The organism is Floridaenema aerugineum BLCC-F46 (genome assembly GCF_041929345.1).
Lineage (GTDB): Bacteria > Cyanobacteriota > Cyanobacteriia > Cyanobacteriales > Aerosakkonemataceae > Floridanema > Floridanema aerugineum.
In genome coordinates this window covers 1-17,587 of the sequence record NZ_JBHFNQ010000200.1, presented here as the reverse complement: position 1 = coordinate 17,587, position 17,587 = coordinate 1, and the positions used below count along the sequence as shown (strand labels likewise).

At 40.8% G+C, this 17,587-nt stretch carries 19 protein-coding genes; 17 read left to right on the top strand and 2 right to left on the bottom strand.

What is annotated here, in order from left to right; all coding sequences use genetic code 11:
* Positions 1-47 precede the first annotated feature (47 nt).
* The 13 genes from ACE1CC_RS25660 (at position 48) to ACE1CC_RS25600 (ending at position 14,052) form a co-directional block, all read left to right on the top strand.
* Positions 48-1,643 carry a nickel-dependent hydrogenase large subunit gene (locus ACE1CC_RS25660; RefSeq protein WP_413273271.1) on the top strand — a complete coding sequence of 532 codons (1,596 nt, stop codon included), beginning with the start codon at positions 48-50 and terminating at the stop codon, positions 1,641-1,643.
* Between the two features lie 140 nt (positions 1,644-1,783).
* Positions 1,784-2,119, top strand: a complete 336-nt coding sequence (locus tag ACE1CC_RS25655) for a hypothetical protein (RefSeq protein WP_413273270.1) — start codon at positions 1,784-1,786, stop codon at positions 2,117-2,119.
* 84 nt (positions 2,120-2,203) lie between these two features.
* Positions 2,204-2,644: a retroviral-like aspartic protease family protein gene (locus ACE1CC_RS25650; RefSeq protein WP_413273269.1), complete on the top strand. Its 441-nt coding sequence runs from the start codon at positions 2,204-2,206 to the stop codon at positions 2,642-2,644.
* A 133-nt stretch (positions 2,645-2,777) separates the two neighbouring features.
* Positions 2,778-3,089, top strand: coding sequence for a late competence development ComFB family protein (locus ACE1CC_RS25645; protein WP_413273268.1), 312 nt, complete (start codon positions 2,778-2,780; stop codon positions 3,087-3,089).
* Between the two features lie 213 nt (positions 3,090-3,302).
* Positions 3,303-3,764 carry a hydrogenase maturation protease gene (locus tag ACE1CC_RS25640; protein ID WP_413273267.1) on the top strand — a complete coding sequence of 154 codons (462 nt, stop codon included), beginning with the start codon at positions 3,303-3,305 and terminating at the stop codon, positions 3,762-3,764.
* Positions 3,765-3,845: 81 nt separating this feature from the next.
* Positions 3,846-4,064, top strand: coding sequence for a hypothetical protein (locus ACE1CC_RS25635; RefSeq protein ID WP_413273266.1), 219 nt, complete (start codon positions 3,846-3,848; stop codon positions 4,062-4,064).
* Between the two features lie 289 nt (positions 4,065-4,353).
* Positions 4,354-5,418 (top strand): class 1 fructose-bisphosphatase, encoded by a 1,065-nt coding sequence (gene fbp / locus ACE1CC_RS25630; RefSeq protein WP_413273265.1) that lies wholly within the window; start codon positions 4,354-4,356, stop codon positions 5,416-5,418.
* 57 nt (positions 5,419-5,475) lie between these two features.
* Entirely contained in the window at positions 5,476-6,621 is a 1,146-nt protein-coding gene (gene tal, locus ACE1CC_RS25625) for a transaldolase (protein ID WP_413273264.1), read from the top strand.
* A 133-nt stretch (positions 6,622-6,754) separates the two neighbouring features.
* A complete protein-coding gene (locus ACE1CC_RS25620; RefSeq protein ID WP_413273263.1) occupies positions 6,755-7,567 on the top strand; it encodes a hypothetical protein in 813 nt (270 codons plus the stop codon).
* A 38-nt stretch (positions 7,568-7,605) separates the two neighbouring features.
* Positions 7,606-9,135 carry a glucose-6-phosphate dehydrogenase gene (gene zwf / locus ACE1CC_RS25615; protein ID WP_413273262.1) on the top strand — a complete coding sequence of 510 codons (1,530 nt, stop codon included), beginning with the start codon at positions 7,606-7,608 and terminating at the stop codon, positions 9,133-9,135.
* A 114-nt stretch (positions 9,136-9,249) separates the two neighbouring features.
* Positions 9,250-10,617 (top strand): glucose-6-phosphate dehydrogenase assembly protein OpcA, encoded by a 1,368-nt coding sequence (gene opcA / locus ACE1CC_RS25610; RefSeq protein WP_413273261.1) that lies wholly within the window; start codon positions 9,250-9,252, stop codon positions 10,615-10,617.
* Positions 10,618-10,849: 232 nt separating this feature from the next.
* Positions 10,850-12,358 (top strand): cobyrinate a,c-diamide synthase, encoded by a 1,509-nt coding sequence (locus ACE1CC_RS25605; RefSeq protein WP_413273260.1) that lies wholly within the window; start codon positions 10,850-10,852, stop codon positions 12,356-12,358.
* A 137-nt stretch (positions 12,359-12,495) separates the two neighbouring features.
* Positions 12,496-14,052 carry a phytoene desaturase family protein gene (locus tag ACE1CC_RS25600; RefSeq protein WP_413273259.1) on the top strand — a complete coding sequence of 519 codons (1,557 nt, stop codon included), beginning with the start codon at positions 12,496-12,498 and terminating at the stop codon, positions 14,050-14,052.
* Here the strand turns inward: ACE1CC_RS25600 and ACE1CC_RS25595 are convergent.
* Positions 14,038-14,922, bottom strand: a complete 885-nt coding sequence (locus ACE1CC_RS25595) for a class II fructose-bisphosphate aldolase (protein WP_413273258.1) — start codon at positions 14,920-14,922, stop codon at positions 14,038-14,040. The genes ACE1CC_RS25600 and ACE1CC_RS25595 overlap by 15 nt on opposite strands.
* 343 nt (positions 14,923-15,265) lie before the next feature.
* Here ACE1CC_RS25595 and ACE1CC_RS25590 point away from each other — a divergent pair, with 343 nt between their 5' ends.
* From ACE1CC_RS25590 to ACE1CC_RS25580, 3 genes are read left to right on the top strand one after another with little or no spacing between them, the layout of a single operon-like run.
* Complete coding sequence (locus ACE1CC_RS25590) at positions 15,266-15,505, top strand: hypothetical protein (RefSeq protein WP_413273257.1); 240 nt, start codon at positions 15,266-15,268, stop codon at positions 15,503-15,505.
* Between the two features lie 41 nt (positions 15,506-15,546).
* Positions 15,547-16,059, top strand: coding sequence for a hypothetical protein (locus ACE1CC_RS25585; RefSeq protein ID WP_459563920.1), 513 nt, complete (start codon positions 15,547-15,549; stop codon positions 16,057-16,059).
* Positions 16,060-16,112: 53 nt separating this feature from the next.
* Positions 16,113-16,979 (top strand): NACHT C-terminal alpha/beta 1 domain-containing protein, encoded by an 867-nt coding sequence (locus tag ACE1CC_RS25580; protein WP_413273255.1) that lies wholly within the window; start codon positions 16,113-16,115, stop codon positions 16,977-16,979.
* A gap of 4 nt (positions 16,980-16,983) precedes the next feature.
* Here the strand turns inward: ACE1CC_RS25580 and ACE1CC_RS25575 are convergent, their stop codons facing one another.
* Positions 16,984-17,163 (bottom strand): hypothetical protein, encoded by a 180-nt coding sequence (locus ACE1CC_RS25575; protein WP_413273254.1) that lies wholly within the window; start codon positions 17,161-17,163, stop codon positions 16,984-16,986.
* An 86-nt stretch (positions 17,164-17,249) separates the two neighbouring features.
* Here ACE1CC_RS25575 and ACE1CC_RS25570 point away from each other — a divergent pair, with 86 nt between their 5' ends.
* Positions 17,250-17,504 carry a hypothetical protein gene (locus ACE1CC_RS25570; protein WP_413273253.1) on the top strand — a complete coding sequence of 85 codons (255 nt, stop codon included), beginning with the start codon at positions 17,250-17,252 and terminating at the stop codon, positions 17,502-17,504.
* The last annotated feature ends 83 nt before the right edge of the window (positions 17,505-17,587 follow it).

The following is a 17,587-nucleotide window of genomic DNA, read 5'->3' as shown; positions in this document are numbered from 1 at the left end:
GACCAATGACAAAAAAGTAAAACTTTCAGAGAGGAGACAATAAAAGAATGCCAGTTCAAACCTTAGACATTTCGCCAGTCGGAAGAGTAGAAGGCGACTTAGATGTACGGGTAGAAATACAAGATGGATACGTTACCAACGCTTGGACACACGCCGAACTATTCCGAGGCTTTGAAATCATTTTACGAGGCAAAGACCCCCAAGCTGGATTAATTGTAACCCCTCGTGCTTGCGGAATCTGTGGAGGTTCTCACCTCACCTGTGCTTCTTGGGCATTGGATACCGCTTGGGGTACAGAAGTTCCGCGCAATGCTATTTTAGCCAGAAACTTAGGACAATTAGCCGAAACAATCCAAAGTATTCCCCGCTATTTTTATGGGTTGTTTGCGATCGATCTAACCAACAAAAAATACCAACATAGTTCATTCTACGAAGAAGCTTGTTACAGATTCGCCCCCTACACAGGTAAATCCTACGAACTAGGAGTAACAATCTCTGCCAAACCAGTAGAAATTTATGCTTTATTAGGCGGACAATGGCCTCATTCTAGTTATATGGTGCCGGGTGGTGTAATGTGCGCCCCTACCTTAACTGATATCACTCGTGCTTGGTCAATCTTGGAATATTTTCGCACCAATTGGTTAGAACCTGCCTGGTTGGGTTGTTCGTTGGAACGCTACGAACAAATTCAAACTTATGATGATTTTATGGCATGGTTGGAAGAAGACCCGAAACACGCTAACTCGGATTTAGGTTTTTACTGGCGCATGGGTTTAGATATCGGGTTGGATAAATACGGCGTTGGTGTGGGAAAATATGTCACTTGGGGATATTTGCCACACGAAGATAAGTATCAAAAACCGACTATAGAAGGCAGAAATGCAGCGGTGATCATGAAGAGTGGAGTGTATGACAGCTTTAGCGATACTCACTACTTAATGGATCACACCTTTGCTCGTGAGAATACCACTCATGCTTGGTATGATGAAGGGACTGGAGATGTGCATCCGTTCGATCGCACAACCAAACCAACAGAGAAAAACACCCACGACTTTGATAACGCCTATACTTGGTCTAGTGCAGTCCTTCACGCTGATTTCGGACGTTTGGAAGCAGGCGCATTAGCAAGACAACTGGTAGCGGGTGGCAAACATGGCGAAGATTGGCAACACTACGACGGGTTGATTCTCGATTGTTTCAAGAAAATGGGTGGTGCAAGTATCCATCTGCGTCAACTAGCGAGAGTACATGAAATCGTCAAACTGTATCGTCAAGCTGAACGCTGTTTGCGAGAGTTCCGCTTAAACGAACCTTTTTATATTAAACCAACCGAGAGAGATGGTCGGGGCTGGGGTGCAACGGAAGCTGCTAGAGGTTCTCTGTGTCACTGGGTAGAAGTGGAGGGAGGTAAGATTAAAAATTATCAGATTATTGCGCCTACCACTTGGAATGTTGGCCCTCGCGACGGTGAAGGTAAAAAAGGGCCGATTGAAGCAGCTTTAGTGGGTACACCTATTGCCGATCCTACCGATCCTGTGGAAGTTGGTCATGTTGCGCGATCGTTCGACTCTTGCTTAGTTTGTACTGTTCATGCTCATGATGCCAAAACAGGCGAGGAATTGGCAAGATTTAGAACAGCTTAATTTTAAAAAGAATCTAGGTACGTTGTTGCGCTTCAGCGCTATAGTTTAGCGCTAAAGCGCAACAACGTACTTTCTTAATATGGTTTGCGATCGCACGATAAAATAAATGTAAATTCAATTAACAGTATCGCTTTAAAACTATGACAGATGAAGAACTAAAGCAACTCGTTGAAAGCAATGCTCGCGCTATCCAAGCACTCACTGATAACGTCAATCGGTTTACAATTGAAAGTAGACAGGAGCAAGAAGAATTTCTTCGCGCAATGCAAAGTTTTTCCGATCGAGTTTCTGAAGCAATACAACAGGCGCAAACTGAGCGAGAAGAACTCCGTCAAGCAACTATAGGCATTGCTAATCTGCTCGCTTCTCTCGATCAAGATCGTCCTACAATTCTCAGAAAAGTAACAGCAATTGAAAACAAAATTGACAGGATTTTGGAGAGAGAAAATGGCGATCGCTCTGTCAATGGAGAGTGAGGAAGCAAATTATTACTTGAAATTAATCAAAATCACATATAATTAAAAGAGATAATAACTCCGACTAGTTAGGAGGAGGCAAATATGCAAATTAAAAACAACGAAATGGGAAAAGTTTTCGCAACTCTGAAAATCATTAATCGCGCTGACGAAATCTTGGCAGAAGCGGGAGTAATATCAGAAGAACAAATCAGGTCGATTACGCTGAAAAATGTATTAGTAGACACGGGAGCAACTACTTTGTGTTTACCACCAGAAGCGATCGCAAAACTAGGACTAAAACTCCTCAAAGAAGTAGACGTAGCAACGGCAATGGGAATTGGTAAAGCCCGAATTTTCCGAGATGCTACCATATCAATGTTCGATCGCGAAGGAACCTTCGAGTGCTTGGAACTCCCCGGAGGAGGAGATCCGCTTTTGGGAGTGATTCCTTTAGAAGCTTTGGGGTTAGAAATCGACCTGCAAAATCAAACTTTGAAGCCATTACCCATCAGTCCAACTGAAACTTATTTGACGATTTTGTAGGGATGTGAATTTAGTGAAATTGTATTTACAAATTAAATTGAATCATTAAATTAATTGATTGGCGATCGTGCTATCCATCCTTGACGCGACAACCAATACAATTTAAACTATTACTATTTATGTTCCTTAAGCTATGGATTCCCTAGATAAATCAGCTTCGCTTTATCGTAATGCAATGGAAATGCTAGTAATTGAAGAAATAGAGCGGCAACTACAAAGCCATCCCCAGAATCTCGCAGAATCCATAAATAGACATGAGGCTATAGCTTACGCTCTTAATCGGTTGCCTCCTTTGTATGCTACCTCTTCTGAAGGATATTCTTGGCAACAAAAACGAGCCAGAGAGACATTAAAAGATTTAATTTCTAAAGCTGCTAGGTGGGGAATCAAAGCGGCTCAAAGAAAAAGAGAATTACGCTCTTATGGAAATGCGAAGGTCAATTAGCAATGTCAACTCCTTTAATAAAATAATCTTCATTGAATTTACTCTTAATCAAATCCAACAAAAAACACCAATTTACACCTCAAAGTAAACTGGATAATTAAACATCTTAACTCAATACTTATGAAACAAAATGACAGTAATAAAGAAAGCATAATTATATTATATTTAGGATTGCTAATAAATTTTAAATGAGTTAATCGCTTCCCTGCTTCCATGCTAACAATTATTGGCTGTGGCAATTTAAATCGATGCGATGATGGTGTAGGCGTAATAGTTGCTCAACGTTTGCAACGTCACTTAGCAGAAAATCCCCAAGATAATGTACGAGTTTTTGATTGTGGTACAGGTGGAATAGATGTGATGTTTCAAGCAAGAGGGAGCACATCTTTAATTATTATTGATGCTAGTAACAGTGGTTCGGAACCGGGAGCAGTTTATAAAGTGCCGGGAGAAGTTTTGGAAGAGTTACCAGAAGCTAGTTATACTTTACATGACTTTCGCTGGCATCATGCGATCGCAGCCGGACGCAAAATCTTTAAACAAGACTTTCCCAATCAAGTAACTGTCTATTTGATAGAAGCAGAAAATTTAGACTTTGGTTTAGAGTTAAGTCTCCCAGTTAAGCGTGCTGTAGATACAGTAACCGCAGAAATTTTACAAGCAATTTATCCCTAATTTATCAATAATCCCAATCCCCAGTCCCCAGTTTACGCGCTACAATCCCAGAGGAATCATCACTGCACCAGTATATTACTTATGTTTCTCGACGAACTAACCCCCGTTTTTAAAGAAATGATCCAAAACCCAGTTTCCTTTATGGGTGGATTTATTTCTGGTATTCTTCGCCTCAGCTTAAATGATGACCCTGTGAAAAGCTGGTTAGATCAACAAACAGGTGTTACTACCCCTAGTTCTACTACCACTGAGGGTAACAACGGTAGAAGTAGTGGGCCACAATCAATTTCGATCGAATAAGTAAGACACATAGATCCCCGACTTCTTGAAGAAGTCGGGGATCTGGCTTGGGTTTACCTGGCTTTAGGTAGACCTTTTTGTTTAGAAAATAATACCTAAGACGTATTGCTTAATAAGTGTTTATGCCTTATCAGCAAATAGTATTTCTGTAGTTCGTCTAAAGTTAGAGGCTCTATGAAAAAAGCGTCTTTAAGATTATTAATAGGAGACGCTTGGGCATGAATCGCAAGAGCAATATCTGAAAACTGCCCCACTCAAAAAGCGGCTTTTATAGAGAGGAGGAAGATTAATGTCGGAAGCTATTGGGTCTCTAGCTCAGGAACGTGCCCTAGACCGGGATTGTACCACGCTGTCCCGTCATGTGTTGCAGCAATTACAAAGTTTCTCAGCAGACGCACAAGACTTAAGTGCTTTGATGAATCGCATTGCTTTGGCGGGAAAATTAATTGCTCGTCACATGAGTAGAGCAGGTTTAATGGAAAATGTCCTGGGATTTACTGGGGATGTAAATGTACAGGGAGAGTCTGTCAAAAAGATGGACATTTACGCTAATGATGTTTTTATCTCGGTGTTTAAGCAAAGCGGATTAGTTTGTCGCTTAGCTTCCGAGGAAATGGAAAAACCCTATTACATCCCAGAAAATTGCCCAATTGGACGTTATACTTTGCTCTACGATCCGATCGATGGTTCTTCCAACATAGACATCAATATTAATGTTGGTTCTATCTTTTCCATTCGCCAACAAGAAGGCAATGATGAAGATGGTTCTGCCTTGGATTTGTTACAAAATGGACACAAACAAATTGCTGCTGGTTACATACTTTATGGGCCTAGCACAATGCTGGTTTATTCGATCGGCAGAGGTGTCCATTCCTTCACCCTTGACCCCAGTTTAGGTGAGTTTATTCTCTCTAACGAAAACATTCAAATTCCTCAACATGGGCCGATTTATAGTGTGAATGAAGGTAACTTTTGGCAGTGGGAAGAATCGATTCGGAATTACATCCGTTATGTGCATCGTCATGAAGGTTATACTGCCCGTTATGGTGGCGCATTAGTAGGAGATTTCCATCGCATTTTGTTCCAGGGAGGAGTATTTTTATATCCCGGCACGCAAAAGAAACCAGATGGTAAATTGCGGTTGCTTTATGAAGCTGCACCTTTAGCTTATTTAGCTCAACAAGCTGGTGGTCGTGCTAGTACTGGAATGCAGGAAATTATGGATGTAATACCCAAGAAATTGCATGAGCGTGTGCCACTAATTATTGGCAGTAAAGAAGATGTGGCTTTGGTGGAATCTTTTATCACTGAAGGCGTTAGAGAAGGTAAGGAAAAAGCTGTCGCCAGTTCATAACAAATTTAATTTACACCAACCAGTTCGTAAGTAGATAGTAGTAAAATAAGGAAGAACATGGCAACCAATCATATCTTAGAAATTCAAGAATACGGTCAAAGTATCTGGATGGATAATTTGACTCGCGATCTGATTGAGTCCGGTGAACTCAAACGAATGATTGAAGAGCGTGGGATTAAAGGGATTACTTCTAATCCGGCGATTTTTGAAAAAGCGATCGCAGGCAATAAAATTTACGATGCCGATATCGAAAAAGGCATCCGGGAAGGTTTACCAACTTACAAGATTTACGAATCTCTGATTTTTGACGATATCCGTCACGCTTGCGATATCTTCCGTCCAATTTATGAAGCATCAAATGGCTTAGATGGTTACATCAGCATTGAAGTACCACCAACCATTGCTCACGATACCCAAGCTACCATTAACGAAGCCCGCCGTTACTATCAAGAAATCGGTCGGGAAAACGTGATGATTAAAATTCCTGGTACTAGTTCTGGACTACCAGCAGTTGAGCAAGTAATTGCCGATGGGATTAATGTGAATGTAACATTATTATTCTCAGTAGACAGTTACATAAATACTGCTTGGGCTTACATTTCTGGATTGGAAAAACGTGCTGCTGAAGGTAAAGATATTAGCAAGATTGCTTCGGTTGCTAGTTTCTTCCTCAGTCGGATTGATTCTAACATTGACAGTCGGATTGACAACAAGTTAAAGGCGGGTGTGGAAAACATTAACGTCGAAGCAAAATTACGGACTGTGAAAGGGAAAGTTGCCATTGCTAATGCCAAGATTGCTTACCAAAAGTATAAGGAGATTATCGAGAGCGATCGCCACAAAGCATTAGCCGAAAAAGGTGCTAAAGTACAAAGACTTCTCTGGGCTTCCACTAGCACCAAAGATCCCAACTACAGCGATGTCATGTACGTTGATGAATTGATCGGCCCAGATACAGTTAACACTTTACCACCAAACACAATTGAAGCTTGTGCCGATCACTGTCATGTAGATAATCGGGTGGAATCGAAAGTTGAAGAAGCCTACACCCTGATCGAAAATCTAAAAGATCCAGACATTGACATTGATATCAATCAAGTCATGGATGAACTTCTCACCGAAGGAATTGAGAAATTTGTCCAACCCTTCCAATCATTAATGGATTCTTTAGAAACCAAGGTAAAACAACTGGAGCCAGTGTAAATTAAGGCTATCGTTGCTGCAAATCGCCCTTAATGTAGTAGAGACGTTGTATACAACGTCTCTACTGTCTACACAGGGGGAGCAGCTTTACCTCAATAACTACAGTTGTGTTGCCAAATTGGAGACTACTGCCATGTTAAGTACCAACACGATTTCAGACAACAGCGACCCTCATTTCCAGGCAGGAGCCTGGGAACGAGAACTTGATGCTTCTGAAAAAGCGAGGCTTGGCGAACTAGAAACTGTCATCGAACGGGGACTTCACACCTTTTACGAAGTCGGCAAAGCTTTGGAAGAAATACGGGAAAAGAAACTGCACCGGGAAACTCACAAAACTTTCGAGGCTTATTGCCGAGATAGGTGGGGAATGGCACGACCCACAGCCTATCGTTTCATTAATGCTGCCCTGGTGATGGAAAATTTGTCTCCAATTGGAGACATTTTGCCGAGAAAGGAAAATCAAGTTCGTCCCTTGACCCAACTTTCACCAGAGTTACAGATAGAAATTTGGCAACAGGCAGTGGAGTTAGCGCCAAACGGTATTCCCACAGGTGCGGTAGTACAGCGGTTAGTTGACGAAAAACTGTCATCAGCGAAGACAAAGCGAAGTACTTCGGGTAATCTCTCGGAAGTAGAGCAGTTGCGCCAAGAGAATCAGCAACTCAGAGAACAAATTCGGCGACAGAATATCGACAGGGAAAAGCGTTCAGCTGAAGTAGCGGCTGAATTAGAAAGATTGCGGGAAGAAAACAGACAACTCAAAGCCGAACTTAGACAGCGAGACATTGATTGGGAACGTCGTTTAGCTTATGAAAGGGAGAAAATTAGAGCCGAAGTGAGAGCCGAACTGAAAGCTGAATATGAAGGAATCATTAATTCTTTAACTGCTCAAGTCAAGGAATTAACGCAACAGTTAGAAGAAATACGGTTACAAATTAAGTCGTAATCGAAAATTGACACTATATATAAGGTAGAAAGAACAAAATGGTTACACTTTTACCCAATCCCCTGCGTGTAGGCTTACAACAAGAGAAGATGCCCGAACCACAAATTCTGGTAATCTTCGGTGCATCTGGCGACTTGACTCAACGCAAATTGATTCCGGCAATTTATTATTTAAGACGAGAGCGACGACTACCACCACAAACAACGATCGTCGGTGTGGCGCGTCGAGACTGGAGTCATGATTATTTCCGCGAACAAATGCGGAAAGGATTAGAAGAATTTTCTGAAGGCGTTGGTAACGAGGAACTTTGGGAAGAATTTGCTCAAGGGTTGTTCTACTGTTCCGGTGATATTGACAACCCAGAAAGCTATCACAAACTGAAAGAATTTTTAGTGGAGTTGGATAGTAAAAGGGGTACCAGAGGAAATAGGGTATTTTACCTATCAGTTGCACCCAAATTGTACGGGGAAGCAATTAAACAGTTGGGAAATGCGGGAATGACTGCTGATGCGACAAAAACCCGCGTAGTGATTGAAAAACCTTTTGGTCGAGACTTAGGAACTGCGAGGGCGCTCAACCGAGTTGTTACTCAATATTGTAAAGAGCAACAAGTTTATCGGATTGACCATTATTTAGGGAAAGAAACCGTTCAAAATTTGTTGGTATTTCGGTTTGCCAATGCGATTTTTGAACCTTTGTGGAATCGACATTATGTGGATCACGTTCAAATTACAGTAGCAGAAACGGTAGGGGTAGAAGACCGTGCAGGTTATTACGAAACCTCTGGGGCGTTGCGTGATATGGTGCAGAACCATTTAATGCAAGTATTTTGCTTGACTGCAATGGAACCGCCTAACTCTTTGGAATCTGATTCTGTGCGGACAGAAAAGGTAAAAGTTTTGCAAGCTACTCGGTTGGCAAACGTACATGATTTAACCCAATCAGCAGTTCGGGCGCAATATTCAGCTGGTTGGATGAAAGGGGAAAAAGTGCCGGGATATCGTGATGAACCTGGAGTCGATCCTAATTCCACTACGCCAACTTATGTGGCGATGAAATTGATGATTGATAATTGGCGTTGGCAAGGTGTACCTTTCTATTTAAGAACTGGCAAACGGATGCCGAAAAAAGTATCGGAAATAGCCATTCATTTTCGGGAAGTGCCTTATTTGTTATTTCAGTCGGCAGCCCAACAAGCCAATAATAATGTCCTGATCATGCGAATTCAACCAAACGAAGGAATTGCTTTGCGTTTTGAAGTGAAAATGCCCGGTTTAGAAGTGCGAACTCGGACTGTAGAAATGGACTTTGGTTATGGCACAGCTTTTGGTAAAACTAGTGGCGACGCTTACGATCGCTTATTGCTAGACTGCATGATGGGCGACCAAACTTTGTTTACTCGCGCCGATGAAGTAGAAGAAGCTTGGCGAGTAGTTACTCCCGCACTTACAGCATGGGAAACTCCGACAGATCCAGCATTAATTCCCCAGTATGAAGCAGGAACATGGGAACCAGCAGAAGCTGAATTGCTGATTAACCGTGATGGTAAACGTTGGCGAAGACCCTAACAATTTTCGATTTTAAATTTTCGATTTTCGATTGATGCTGAATCGAAAATCGGAAATTTAAAATCGTTTTGCTCGAAAATCTAAAATCCAAAATCCAAAATCTAAAATTGAACTATGACTACCTCATCTGCACCATTAGTTTCATTACAAGCACCAAAAGATGTATCTGTCGCGGATATTGAAACCGAACTGAGTCAAATTTGGCAAAGTTACAATCCAGGCGGTGAAGGTTCTTTTGCAGCTGCAACTAGGGCAGCAACTTTTAGTTTAGTAATTTATGAACCGGAGGAAACCCAACAACTGTTAGCGGCTTTAGGATATTATATGGGGCCGATTGATGGGATTGAAGGGCCTCGGACTCAAGCAGCTTTAGAAGTTGCCCAAAAAGCTTTGGGATTGGAAGTAACCGGAAAGTCTAACCCAGAAACTTTGGCGAAATTAAAAGAAGAAATTGCCAAAAAAGGTGATGGGATAAAAGCTGATGGTAACGGGGCAAAAACTACGAAATATGCGTTAGATACTTCCGGCGCAGGTTTTGCTGATGCGATCGCTTCTGTTAACCCTTGTCGGATCATTGCGCTATGTCCAACTGTGGGCGAAGATGAAGGTGTAAACGCGCAAGTTTCGGCTTATTGTCCGGTACAAAAACGCACTAGTTCGACGTTAATTTGCTGCGAATATATTACGCTGAGAGGGACACAAACGGCGTTAGATCGGATTGGTGGGATGATTCCCGAATTGGCGATCGCAGATTTACCCAAATTCGTTTGGTGGAAAGCAACACCCGATCCCAATCATGATTTATTTAAGCGCATTGCTGAGTCTAGCAATTGCATTATTCTTGACTCTTCTCACTTCAATGCGACAGAAGAAGATTTGCAAGTTGTGCAAGATTTGATTGAGTCGGGATTGAATGTTGCTGACTTAAATTGGCGGCGTTTGTTCAATTGGCAAGAATTAACCGCAGAAGCATTCGATCCACCAGAACGTCGTCCTCATGTTAAGGAAATCGATCTGGTGACAATTGATTATGAAAAAGGCAATCCAGCACAAGCTTTAATGTTTTTAGGTTGGTTTGCTTCTCGGTTACAATGGCATCCAGTTGCTTATGAAAATCTAGGCGGCGAATATGACATTACAAAGATTAAATTTGTCGGTGCAGATCAAAGACAAATTGAAGTAGAATTAGCCGCAATTCCGATCGCCGCTGGAGAAATCCCTGGTGATTTAATTGGTTTACGTTTAATGTCAACTAATCCCCAAGCTGACTGTTGCACAATTTTGTGTTCGCAAATCGCAGGTTGTATGCGAATGGAATCTGGCGGTGGCGCACAAAATTGTCGCATTGAACAAGTAACACCAATGTTCGATCAACAAGCAGAGAATTTATTGAGTCAGCAATTACAACGCTGGAGTCGTGATATGTTATACGAAGAAAGTATGGCAGTTACGGCAGAAATTCTCAAGTTAGTGAATCGGTAATAACTCAAGTTGCTAGTTACAAATCTGGCTCTTTCTTAGCCCCCCTTTTGATCCCCCTGGAGCCCCCCGAAGTTCGGGGGGCTCCAGCGGAAGAAGAGCTATTAACATCACGGGGGAACTCCGAAAGAATTAATAACTAGCAACTTGCGTTAATATCAATTTTAGGTTTTCGATTTTAGATTTTCGATTAAGTATAAAATCGGAAATCTGAAATCTAAAATCTAAAATCGCTATGAGTCTAATAATTGCCGGAGAACGCAGCGGGGTAGGTAAAACAACTGTAACCCTTGCCCTGCTTGCCACTTTAAAACATCGCCATTTAGCAGTACAATCTTTTAAGGTTGGGCCTGATTATATTGACCCAATGTTTCATCATTATGTAACCGGAAAACCCTGTCGAAATTTAGATCCGGTACTGACTTCGGAAACTTACGTAAAGCAATGTTTTTCCCGTCATATTCAAGGGGTAGAATTTGCTTTAGTTGAAGGGGTGATGGGGTTATTTGATGGGGTAGGGGCGATTCATGAATCGCCCCTACGACTGGGGACTGGGGAAGAAGATAACTTTTTTGCTAGTACTGCACATATTGCTCGGTTGTTGGATTTACCTGTATTATTAGTAATTGATTGTAGTCGGTTGTCTGGTTCTGTTGCTGCGATCGCACATGGTTACAGCACTTTCGATCCTAGAATTAAGATAGCTGGTTTAGTATTAAATCGGGTGGGAAGCGAGCGACATTTAGAACTTTTAAAAGATGCTTTATTACCTTTAAATTTACCAATTTTAGGAGTTTTACGGCGAGAAGATGATATTGCAATTCCCGATCGACATTTAGGTTTAATACCCACCGCCGAACTTCCCCAAATGGATGCTGTAATTGATAAATTAGCCAATTTAGGAGAAATTTGTTTTGATTGGGAAAAACTTCTCCCAATGTTAAAAAGTCAAGTAGGACAGGCATCTTGCCTGTCATCGGTAGGACAGGCATCTTGCCTGTCATCGGTAGGACAGGCATCTTGCCTGTCATCGGTAGGACAGGCATCTTGCCTGTCATCGGTAGGACAGGCATCTTGCCTGTCATCGGTAGGACAGGCATCTTGCCTGTCATCGCCTGTGAAAATTGCGATCGCACAAGACAAAGCATTTAATTTCTATTATCAAGATAACCTAGATTTACTAGAAAAATTAGGAGCAGAATTAGTATTTTGGAGTCCTCTTAATGATACTACTTTGCCCAAAGATGTGCAAGGATTTTATTTTGGGGGTGGGTTTCCCGAAGTTTTTGCCCAAGAATTAAGTGAGAATTTACCGATTAGAGAAGCAGTGAAAAAAGCGATTTTAACAGGAACTCCCACTTATGCAGAATGCGGCGGTTTAATGTACTTATGCGAGGAAATAATAGATTTTTCAGGAAACAGTTACCCGATGATAGGAATTTTCCCGACAAAAGCCGAAATGGGTAATCGTTTAACATTAGGATATCGCCAAGCAACAGCATTGCAGGATAGCCCTATTTTACCATCAGGTGCAACAGTTTGGGGACATGAATTTCATCGTTCCAGCTTATCCGAAACTCCGACAAAACCCTTGTTTAAAATCAAAGGATTTTCTGCTAACTTAGTAAATGAAGAAGGATGGAACTTGTATAACATTCATGCTTCTTACATTCACTTGCACTTTGGTAATCATCGAGAAATTCCCACAAGATTTTTGCAGCAATGCCGATTAAATCGTATTTAAAAAAGTATGTTGTTGCGCTTTAGCGCCATAGTTTAGCGCTAAAGCGCAACAACATACATAGAAAATTCTTTAATTGTTGTGACATTCCGTAAATTCTCTAATAAGGGAATCGGTATTAATCTAAGATAAAAAAACTTATGAAGCAACCAAACAGAAAATCTGATATCTTAATTATCGGTGCAGGACATAACGGATTAGTATCAGCAATAATCCTAGCACGCCAAGGATTTAACATTCTAGTATTAGAAGAAAAACCAGTAATAGGCGGCGCTTGTCGAACCGAAAAACCCTTCAAAACCGCACCGAACTTAGGAACATCAACTGGCGCTTATCTACTAGGTTTAATGCCTCCTGAACTCCTCCAAAAACTCAACATAAACTTACCAACAATTAGGCGCGATCCACATTATTTTTTACCTACTACTGATAACAGATATTTGCTTTTTGGTTCAAATCAAGAAGCAATAAAACAACAGTTTATTGACTTCTTTTCTGAAGCAGACTGTCAAGCAAACGAAGCATTACAAAATGAGATTTCCCAAATCAGAGAAGACATCGCCCCAACTTGGTTAACTTCGCCGCTTTCAATTGAAGAAACAGCCGAAAAATACGTCCGTCCAAAACTGCGCCAAATATTTATTGACTTATGTCGAAAATCAGTGGGAGAATATCTCGATCGCTTCGACTTCAAAAGTGATTTAGTCAAAGCAATGTACGCTGTCACCGATGGATTTTCGGGAGTTTGTGGAACTTGGGATACACCCGGAACAGGGATGAATTTTTTAATCCATAATATGTGTAGATTACCGGGAAGTGACGGAACTTGGATGGTAGTAAAAGGGGGAATGGGAACTGTTACCCAAACTTTGGCTAATGAAGCAATTAAAGCTGGGGCAAAAATTGAAACTGGCAAAGGTGTCAGCCAAATTTTGGTAGAAAACAATCAAGTTAAAGGCGTAGTTTTAACCGATGGTAGCGAAGTTTCTGCTAAGATAATTATTGTTAATGCCGATCCTTTCCGAATGCGAGAATTAGTTGGGGCGGAAAAATTACCAAACGATTACAATCAAAGGTTAGATAGCTACCGGAAAAATGGTACAACTTTTAAAGTAAATATTTGTTTAAAAGACTTGCCGAAATTCACCTGTTTACCGGAAAATAAAGGGCAGTTTAACACGACAATTCATTTATTACCAGATGAATCGGAGGTAATGCGATCGCTAAACACCACTTTCGCCGAAGTTAAAGCCGGAATTTTACCCAATTTTCCCACAATTGAATGGTACATTCATACAACTATCGATCCATCTTTACAAGATGAAAAAGCAAGGCATAATTCAGCATTGTTTGTGCAATGGGTACCTTATGAACTAACAGGAACGACTTGGGAAAAAGAAGAGAGTCGCTATGTAAATCATTTGTTGTCAATTTGCGATCGCTTCGCCCCCGGAACATCCGAATTAGTCCAAGAAGTCTTTCCCTTACATCCCCAAAAAATCGAGCAACATTTTGGCATTACCAGAGGACATATTCACCACATTGATAACTCTTATGGATTTAGCGATCGCCTCCCATATACTACACCAATATCCGGGCTTTATTCTGCTAGTGCAGGTTGTCATCCTGCTGGTTCTGTTATTGGTGCAGCTGGATATAATGCTGCTCAAACAGTATTACAATTACTTAAAAGCTAACATTCCATTAGGCGAAACTTTATGTAACCAAGCCTTGCCACAAGAACCAAAAAGCTGTAACTTATCTGCTACAACTGATTGCATAGCTGCGATCGACTTTTCCATCACATCTAACAAATCAGGGGAAGATAAAGAATTAGTGGATTTTAATACCTCTAAATAAGCCTCCCGCACTTCCGTATTAACATTAAACTTGCAAACTCCCAATTGAATAGACTTGCTAATCATAGATTCAGGTAAACCCGAAGCGCCATGCAAAACCAAAGGTATATCAATTAACCTCCGAATCGCCGCCAACCGATTAAAATCTAACTTAGGTTCACTTCTATATTTGCCGTGAACATTGCCAATAGTTACAGCTAAAGTATCAACTTTTGTTGCTTTAACAAATTCCTTTGCTTGTTGCGGATCGGTCATTTTTGCCTCGTATTCCGCCACAGTTAAACCATCTTCCGTACCGCTAATTCTGCCAATTTCTGCTTCCACAACCGCCCCATTTTCATGAGATAATTTAGTCATTTCACGAGTAAAAACTAAATTTTTCTCATACTCCATAGGAGAACCATCTGCCATAATAGATTTTATTCCTGCTGCTAAAGCAGCTTGAATATCTTTTTCCGAAGTGCTGTGATCTAAGTGAACGGAAATTGGTACTAAAGAAGACTTAGCAGCTTCCAAACAAAGCGCCACCAAAGGCGATTTTCCATAACTTAAAGCGCTGGGATGCAGTTGCAACATCGCTGGACTTTGCAAAGCTTCAGCCGCATTAATTACCGCTTTTACCCCTTCCAGGTTATAAATATTGAAAGCACCGATCGCATAAGCATTTCTGTGCGCCGTTTCCAAGAGTTCAATGGTTGAGGTAAGCATGATTGTGGCATTGCTGAGGAACTATTATCTTTCTACCATTAAACTGAAAAAACCTCAAAACAATTCAAGACTTTAGGCGCTCAATTTAGTATAATCGAGGACTAAAGTCTTTAAGAAAACTGGTTTTAACCCAAATTAGTGTGAAGTTCTGGAACCAAAAGTAGTAGAACACTGAAACTAAAAGTTAATGTAAGTGTTAATTTATTCGCTAAAAAGCCAGCAAATTTAACAGATAGGGAGTAGAAATCGAAATTCAGGAACTTAAAGCTTTAATTAAAGAGAGTGTTCGGGAAGCTAACTATATGGTTAAACTTAAATTAGAATCAGCCAGAGGCTTTTAATCATGAAATCCAAACTCTTAGAATTGGAAGGAACTTGGGAAGAAATTGTAGCGCACTCATCTGAACTAGCTGGACGGCGAGTGCGTCTCACTGTACTAGCTGATGAACCTACAACAAAACCCCTTTGGGAGCAAATTATTGAGATTGGCGAACAAATTCCAGAAACAGAATGGGATAAATTACCAAGGGATTTAGCCCGTAATTTTGAACATTATATGTATGGATCTCCCAAGAAAGAATGAGGCAGATCTTTGTTGATACGCAATATCTTATATACACAGCCATGCTTGACTTAGCAAAAATCCACTCTATTGCTCAATCTTACTCTCCACAAGAACTGTTTGCGGCACTAATTTGGCAGCGTCGATTCAACGAGTTTGATGGCGAGGAAGTGATTACTGACCTTTCGCAAAATCCTGATTTATGGGTGAGTTTTCTATTTACAAAACCAATTTTTGCTTCTGATCCTGATGGACTGAGTTTTGGTGGTGTAATTGATACTCTGATTGCAATGGCTAACTATCGTCCCATGCCAGAAACGAGTATTATTCATTTCATTGCTTATCCAGCAGATACGCTGTTTATCCTCACAGAAAATCAGGATACAACGGTTTCTCAACTTTTGGATTTGGGTAAAAAGTGGCGTGCTGATTCAGTGGATATATGTGATGGCATGAGTGAAGAGTACGGTTTTCGGCTGAAACGCCGACTTTTGACGCGATTAACAAAAGCTCTTGATGATGAATCAGGAATGCAGATGCGTGATGCAGTGGTGATTTCTTATTGGTGGGATTGAGTTTGAGAAGAAAGTATTCAAGTCAGGATTGGGAAACTAGCAAAGAGGGGATAATGATGTTAGAGAGAATGGCTCGTGACACTCGTAACGTCAAAGCTATTAATGCTCTTACGGAAGTATTAGACAATAGTGAAGCTCAAGAAGCATTGTATACTGTGGCTGATATCCTGTTAGCCATTGACCCTGGTAATCAGACGGCTATCAATGTTTTAAGTCGTTGGTTTCCCTCTGGAATGCAGTCAGGATGGGCTAGGACATTGTGGCAAACCCAGTACGCTAATCAAATTCCAACAAAAGTTGATTTTACTGGGGTGGATGAAACTATTAAGGACAAAAATACTTATGACGAGATAATCTGGAACTGCGCCCAAAACATGACTTACCCAGAATTTTATCAAGTTTGGCATTATTACCCCACTACTACCCATCCAGAAGCACCCGATAATATCCCTGCTACTTTTTCTCCCAGTTTTCAATCCCTAGAAATCCAAATCGCAGATATTTCTTCTCAACTACAACCTACTGCTCAAACTTACCCTCTTTATATTGATGCTCAAGCGTTGGTAGGGGAGACAAACATCGCAACTTTGGCGCAAGAAATTTGCACCCAAATTTATCTTGCTGCGTCGTTAGATTCAGAACTTCCACAGGAAACAGTCAACAGCGCGGCTCAACTGAAAACAAAAATTATTCAAGTCAAAAATCGGCTGCAAAAACAGCATTTAGCTTTAATTTTTCACAATTGCCAACCTCATACAGAATTAGTTAATTTCAGCCGAAAACTTCTCCCTGGTTTAAATAATTTTCTCCATATCGCTTGGATAACCGAGGTGCCTATAGAACCACCTTTAAGGGGTTTTCCACCTAATCAACCGAATTTATCTAGTGTGATGCAAAGCTGGATCGATGAGATTGAGTAAAAAATCATGTATTTGGCAATGTAACTGAGTTTACAGGTTCAGAAGAATTGAGTTTTTCTAAGATAGAACAGTCATATCCAAAATTTAAAGATGAAAATGTGAAAGCAGTTGCGATCGCTTTTTCCCCATCTGCCATAACTAAATAAAATAAAATTGAGTAAGTTGGAGATGCGATCGAGTTCACTGATGGCGAATTTTATTCGATAAAGTTAATGTAAGTGTTAATATATTCGCTAAAAAGCCAGCAAATTTAACAGATAGGGAGTAGAAATGGAAATTCAGGAACTTAAAGCTTTAATTAAAGAGAGTGTTCGGGAAGTTTTGCGAGAAGAAAGGCTTTTACTCTGTCAAGCTTTAATACCCTACATCAGCGATGAAGAACAAGAAGAACTGAATGAAATGTTTGGTTCCCCATCAGACTATGAAGATGAAGAGTTAGTTGATATGACAGATTGGGTAAAACATGGTGGGCTCTCCCGTATTTATGGTGATAACAAAATCTTATTTAACTGTAGGGTGTGTTAGGCACGGATAACAAATTCAGCATTTCAACCAATAATTAAATTCCCGTGCCTAACGCACCGTTTTCAAAGTTTGTAACACCTATG

What these genes read in the sequence shown, in the direction of transcription:
- ACE1CC_RS25660 (WP_413273271.1), top strand. Translation starts at nt 48, where the DNA reads ATGCCAGTTCAAACCTTAGACATTTCGCCAGTCGGAAGAGTAGAAGGC.
- ACE1CC_RS25655 (WP_413273270.1), top strand. Translation starts at nt 1,784, where the DNA reads ATGACAGATGAAGAACTAAAGCAACTCGTTGAAAGCAATGCTCGCGCT.
- ACE1CC_RS25650 (WP_413273269.1), top strand. Translation starts at nt 2,204, where the DNA reads ATGCAAATTAAAAACAACGAAATGGGAAAAGTTTTCGCAACTCTGAAA.
- ACE1CC_RS25645 (WP_413273268.1), top strand. Translation starts at nt 2,778, where the DNA reads ATGGATTCCCTAGATAAATCAGCTTCGCTTTATCGTAATGCAATGGAA.
- ACE1CC_RS25640 (WP_413273267.1), top strand. Translation starts at nt 3,303, where the DNA reads ATGCTAACAATTATTGGCTGTGGCAATTTAAATCGATGCGATGATGGT.
- ACE1CC_RS25635 (WP_413273266.1), top strand. Translation starts at nt 3,846, where the DNA reads ATGTTTCTCGACGAACTAACCCCCGTTTTTAAAGAAATGATCCAAAAC.
- fbp (WP_413273265.1), top strand. Translation starts at nt 4,354, where the DNA reads ATGTCGGAAGCTATTGGGTCTCTAGCTCAGGAACGTGCCCTAGACCGG.
- tal (WP_413273264.1), top strand. Translation starts at nt 5,476, where the DNA reads ATGGCAACCAATCATATCTTAGAAATTCAAGAATACGGTCAAAGTATC.
- ACE1CC_RS25620 (WP_413273263.1), top strand. Translation starts at nt 6,755, where the DNA reads ATGTTAAGTACCAACACGATTTCAGACAACAGCGACCCTCATTTCCAG.
- zwf (WP_413273262.1), top strand. Translation starts at nt 7,606, where the DNA reads ATGGTTACACTTTTACCCAATCCCCTGCGTGTAGGCTTACAACAAGAG.
- opcA (WP_413273261.1), top strand. Translation starts at nt 9,250, where the DNA reads ATGACTACCTCATCTGCACCATTAGTTTCATTACAAGCACCAAAAGAT.
- ACE1CC_RS25605 (WP_413273260.1), top strand. Translation starts at nt 10,850, where the DNA reads ATGAGTCTAATAATTGCCGGAGAACGCAGCGGGGTAGGTAAAACAACT.
- ACE1CC_RS25600 (WP_413273259.1), top strand. Translation starts at nt 12,496, where the DNA reads ATGAAGCAACCAAACAGAAAATCTGATATCTTAATTATCGGTGCAGGA.
- ACE1CC_RS25595 (WP_413273258.1), bottom strand. Translation starts at nt 14,922, where the DNA reads ATGCTTACCTCAACCATTGAACTCTTGGAAACGGCGCACAGAAATGCT.
- ACE1CC_RS25590 (WP_413273257.1), top strand. Translation starts at nt 15,266, where the DNA reads ATGAAATCCAAACTCTTAGAATTGGAAGGAACTTGGGAAGAAATTGTA.
- ACE1CC_RS25585 (WP_459563920.1), top strand. Translation starts at nt 15,547, where the DNA reads ATGCTTGACTTAGCAAAAATCCACTCTATTGCTCAATCTTACTCTCCA.
- ACE1CC_RS25580 (WP_413273255.1), top strand. Translation starts at nt 16,113, where the DNA reads ATGATGTTAGAGAGAATGGCTCGTGACACTCGTAACGTCAAAGCTATT.
- ACE1CC_RS25570 (WP_413273253.1), top strand. Translation starts at nt 17,250, where the DNA reads ATGGAAATTCAGGAACTTAAAGCTTTAATTAAAGAGAGTGTTCGGGAA.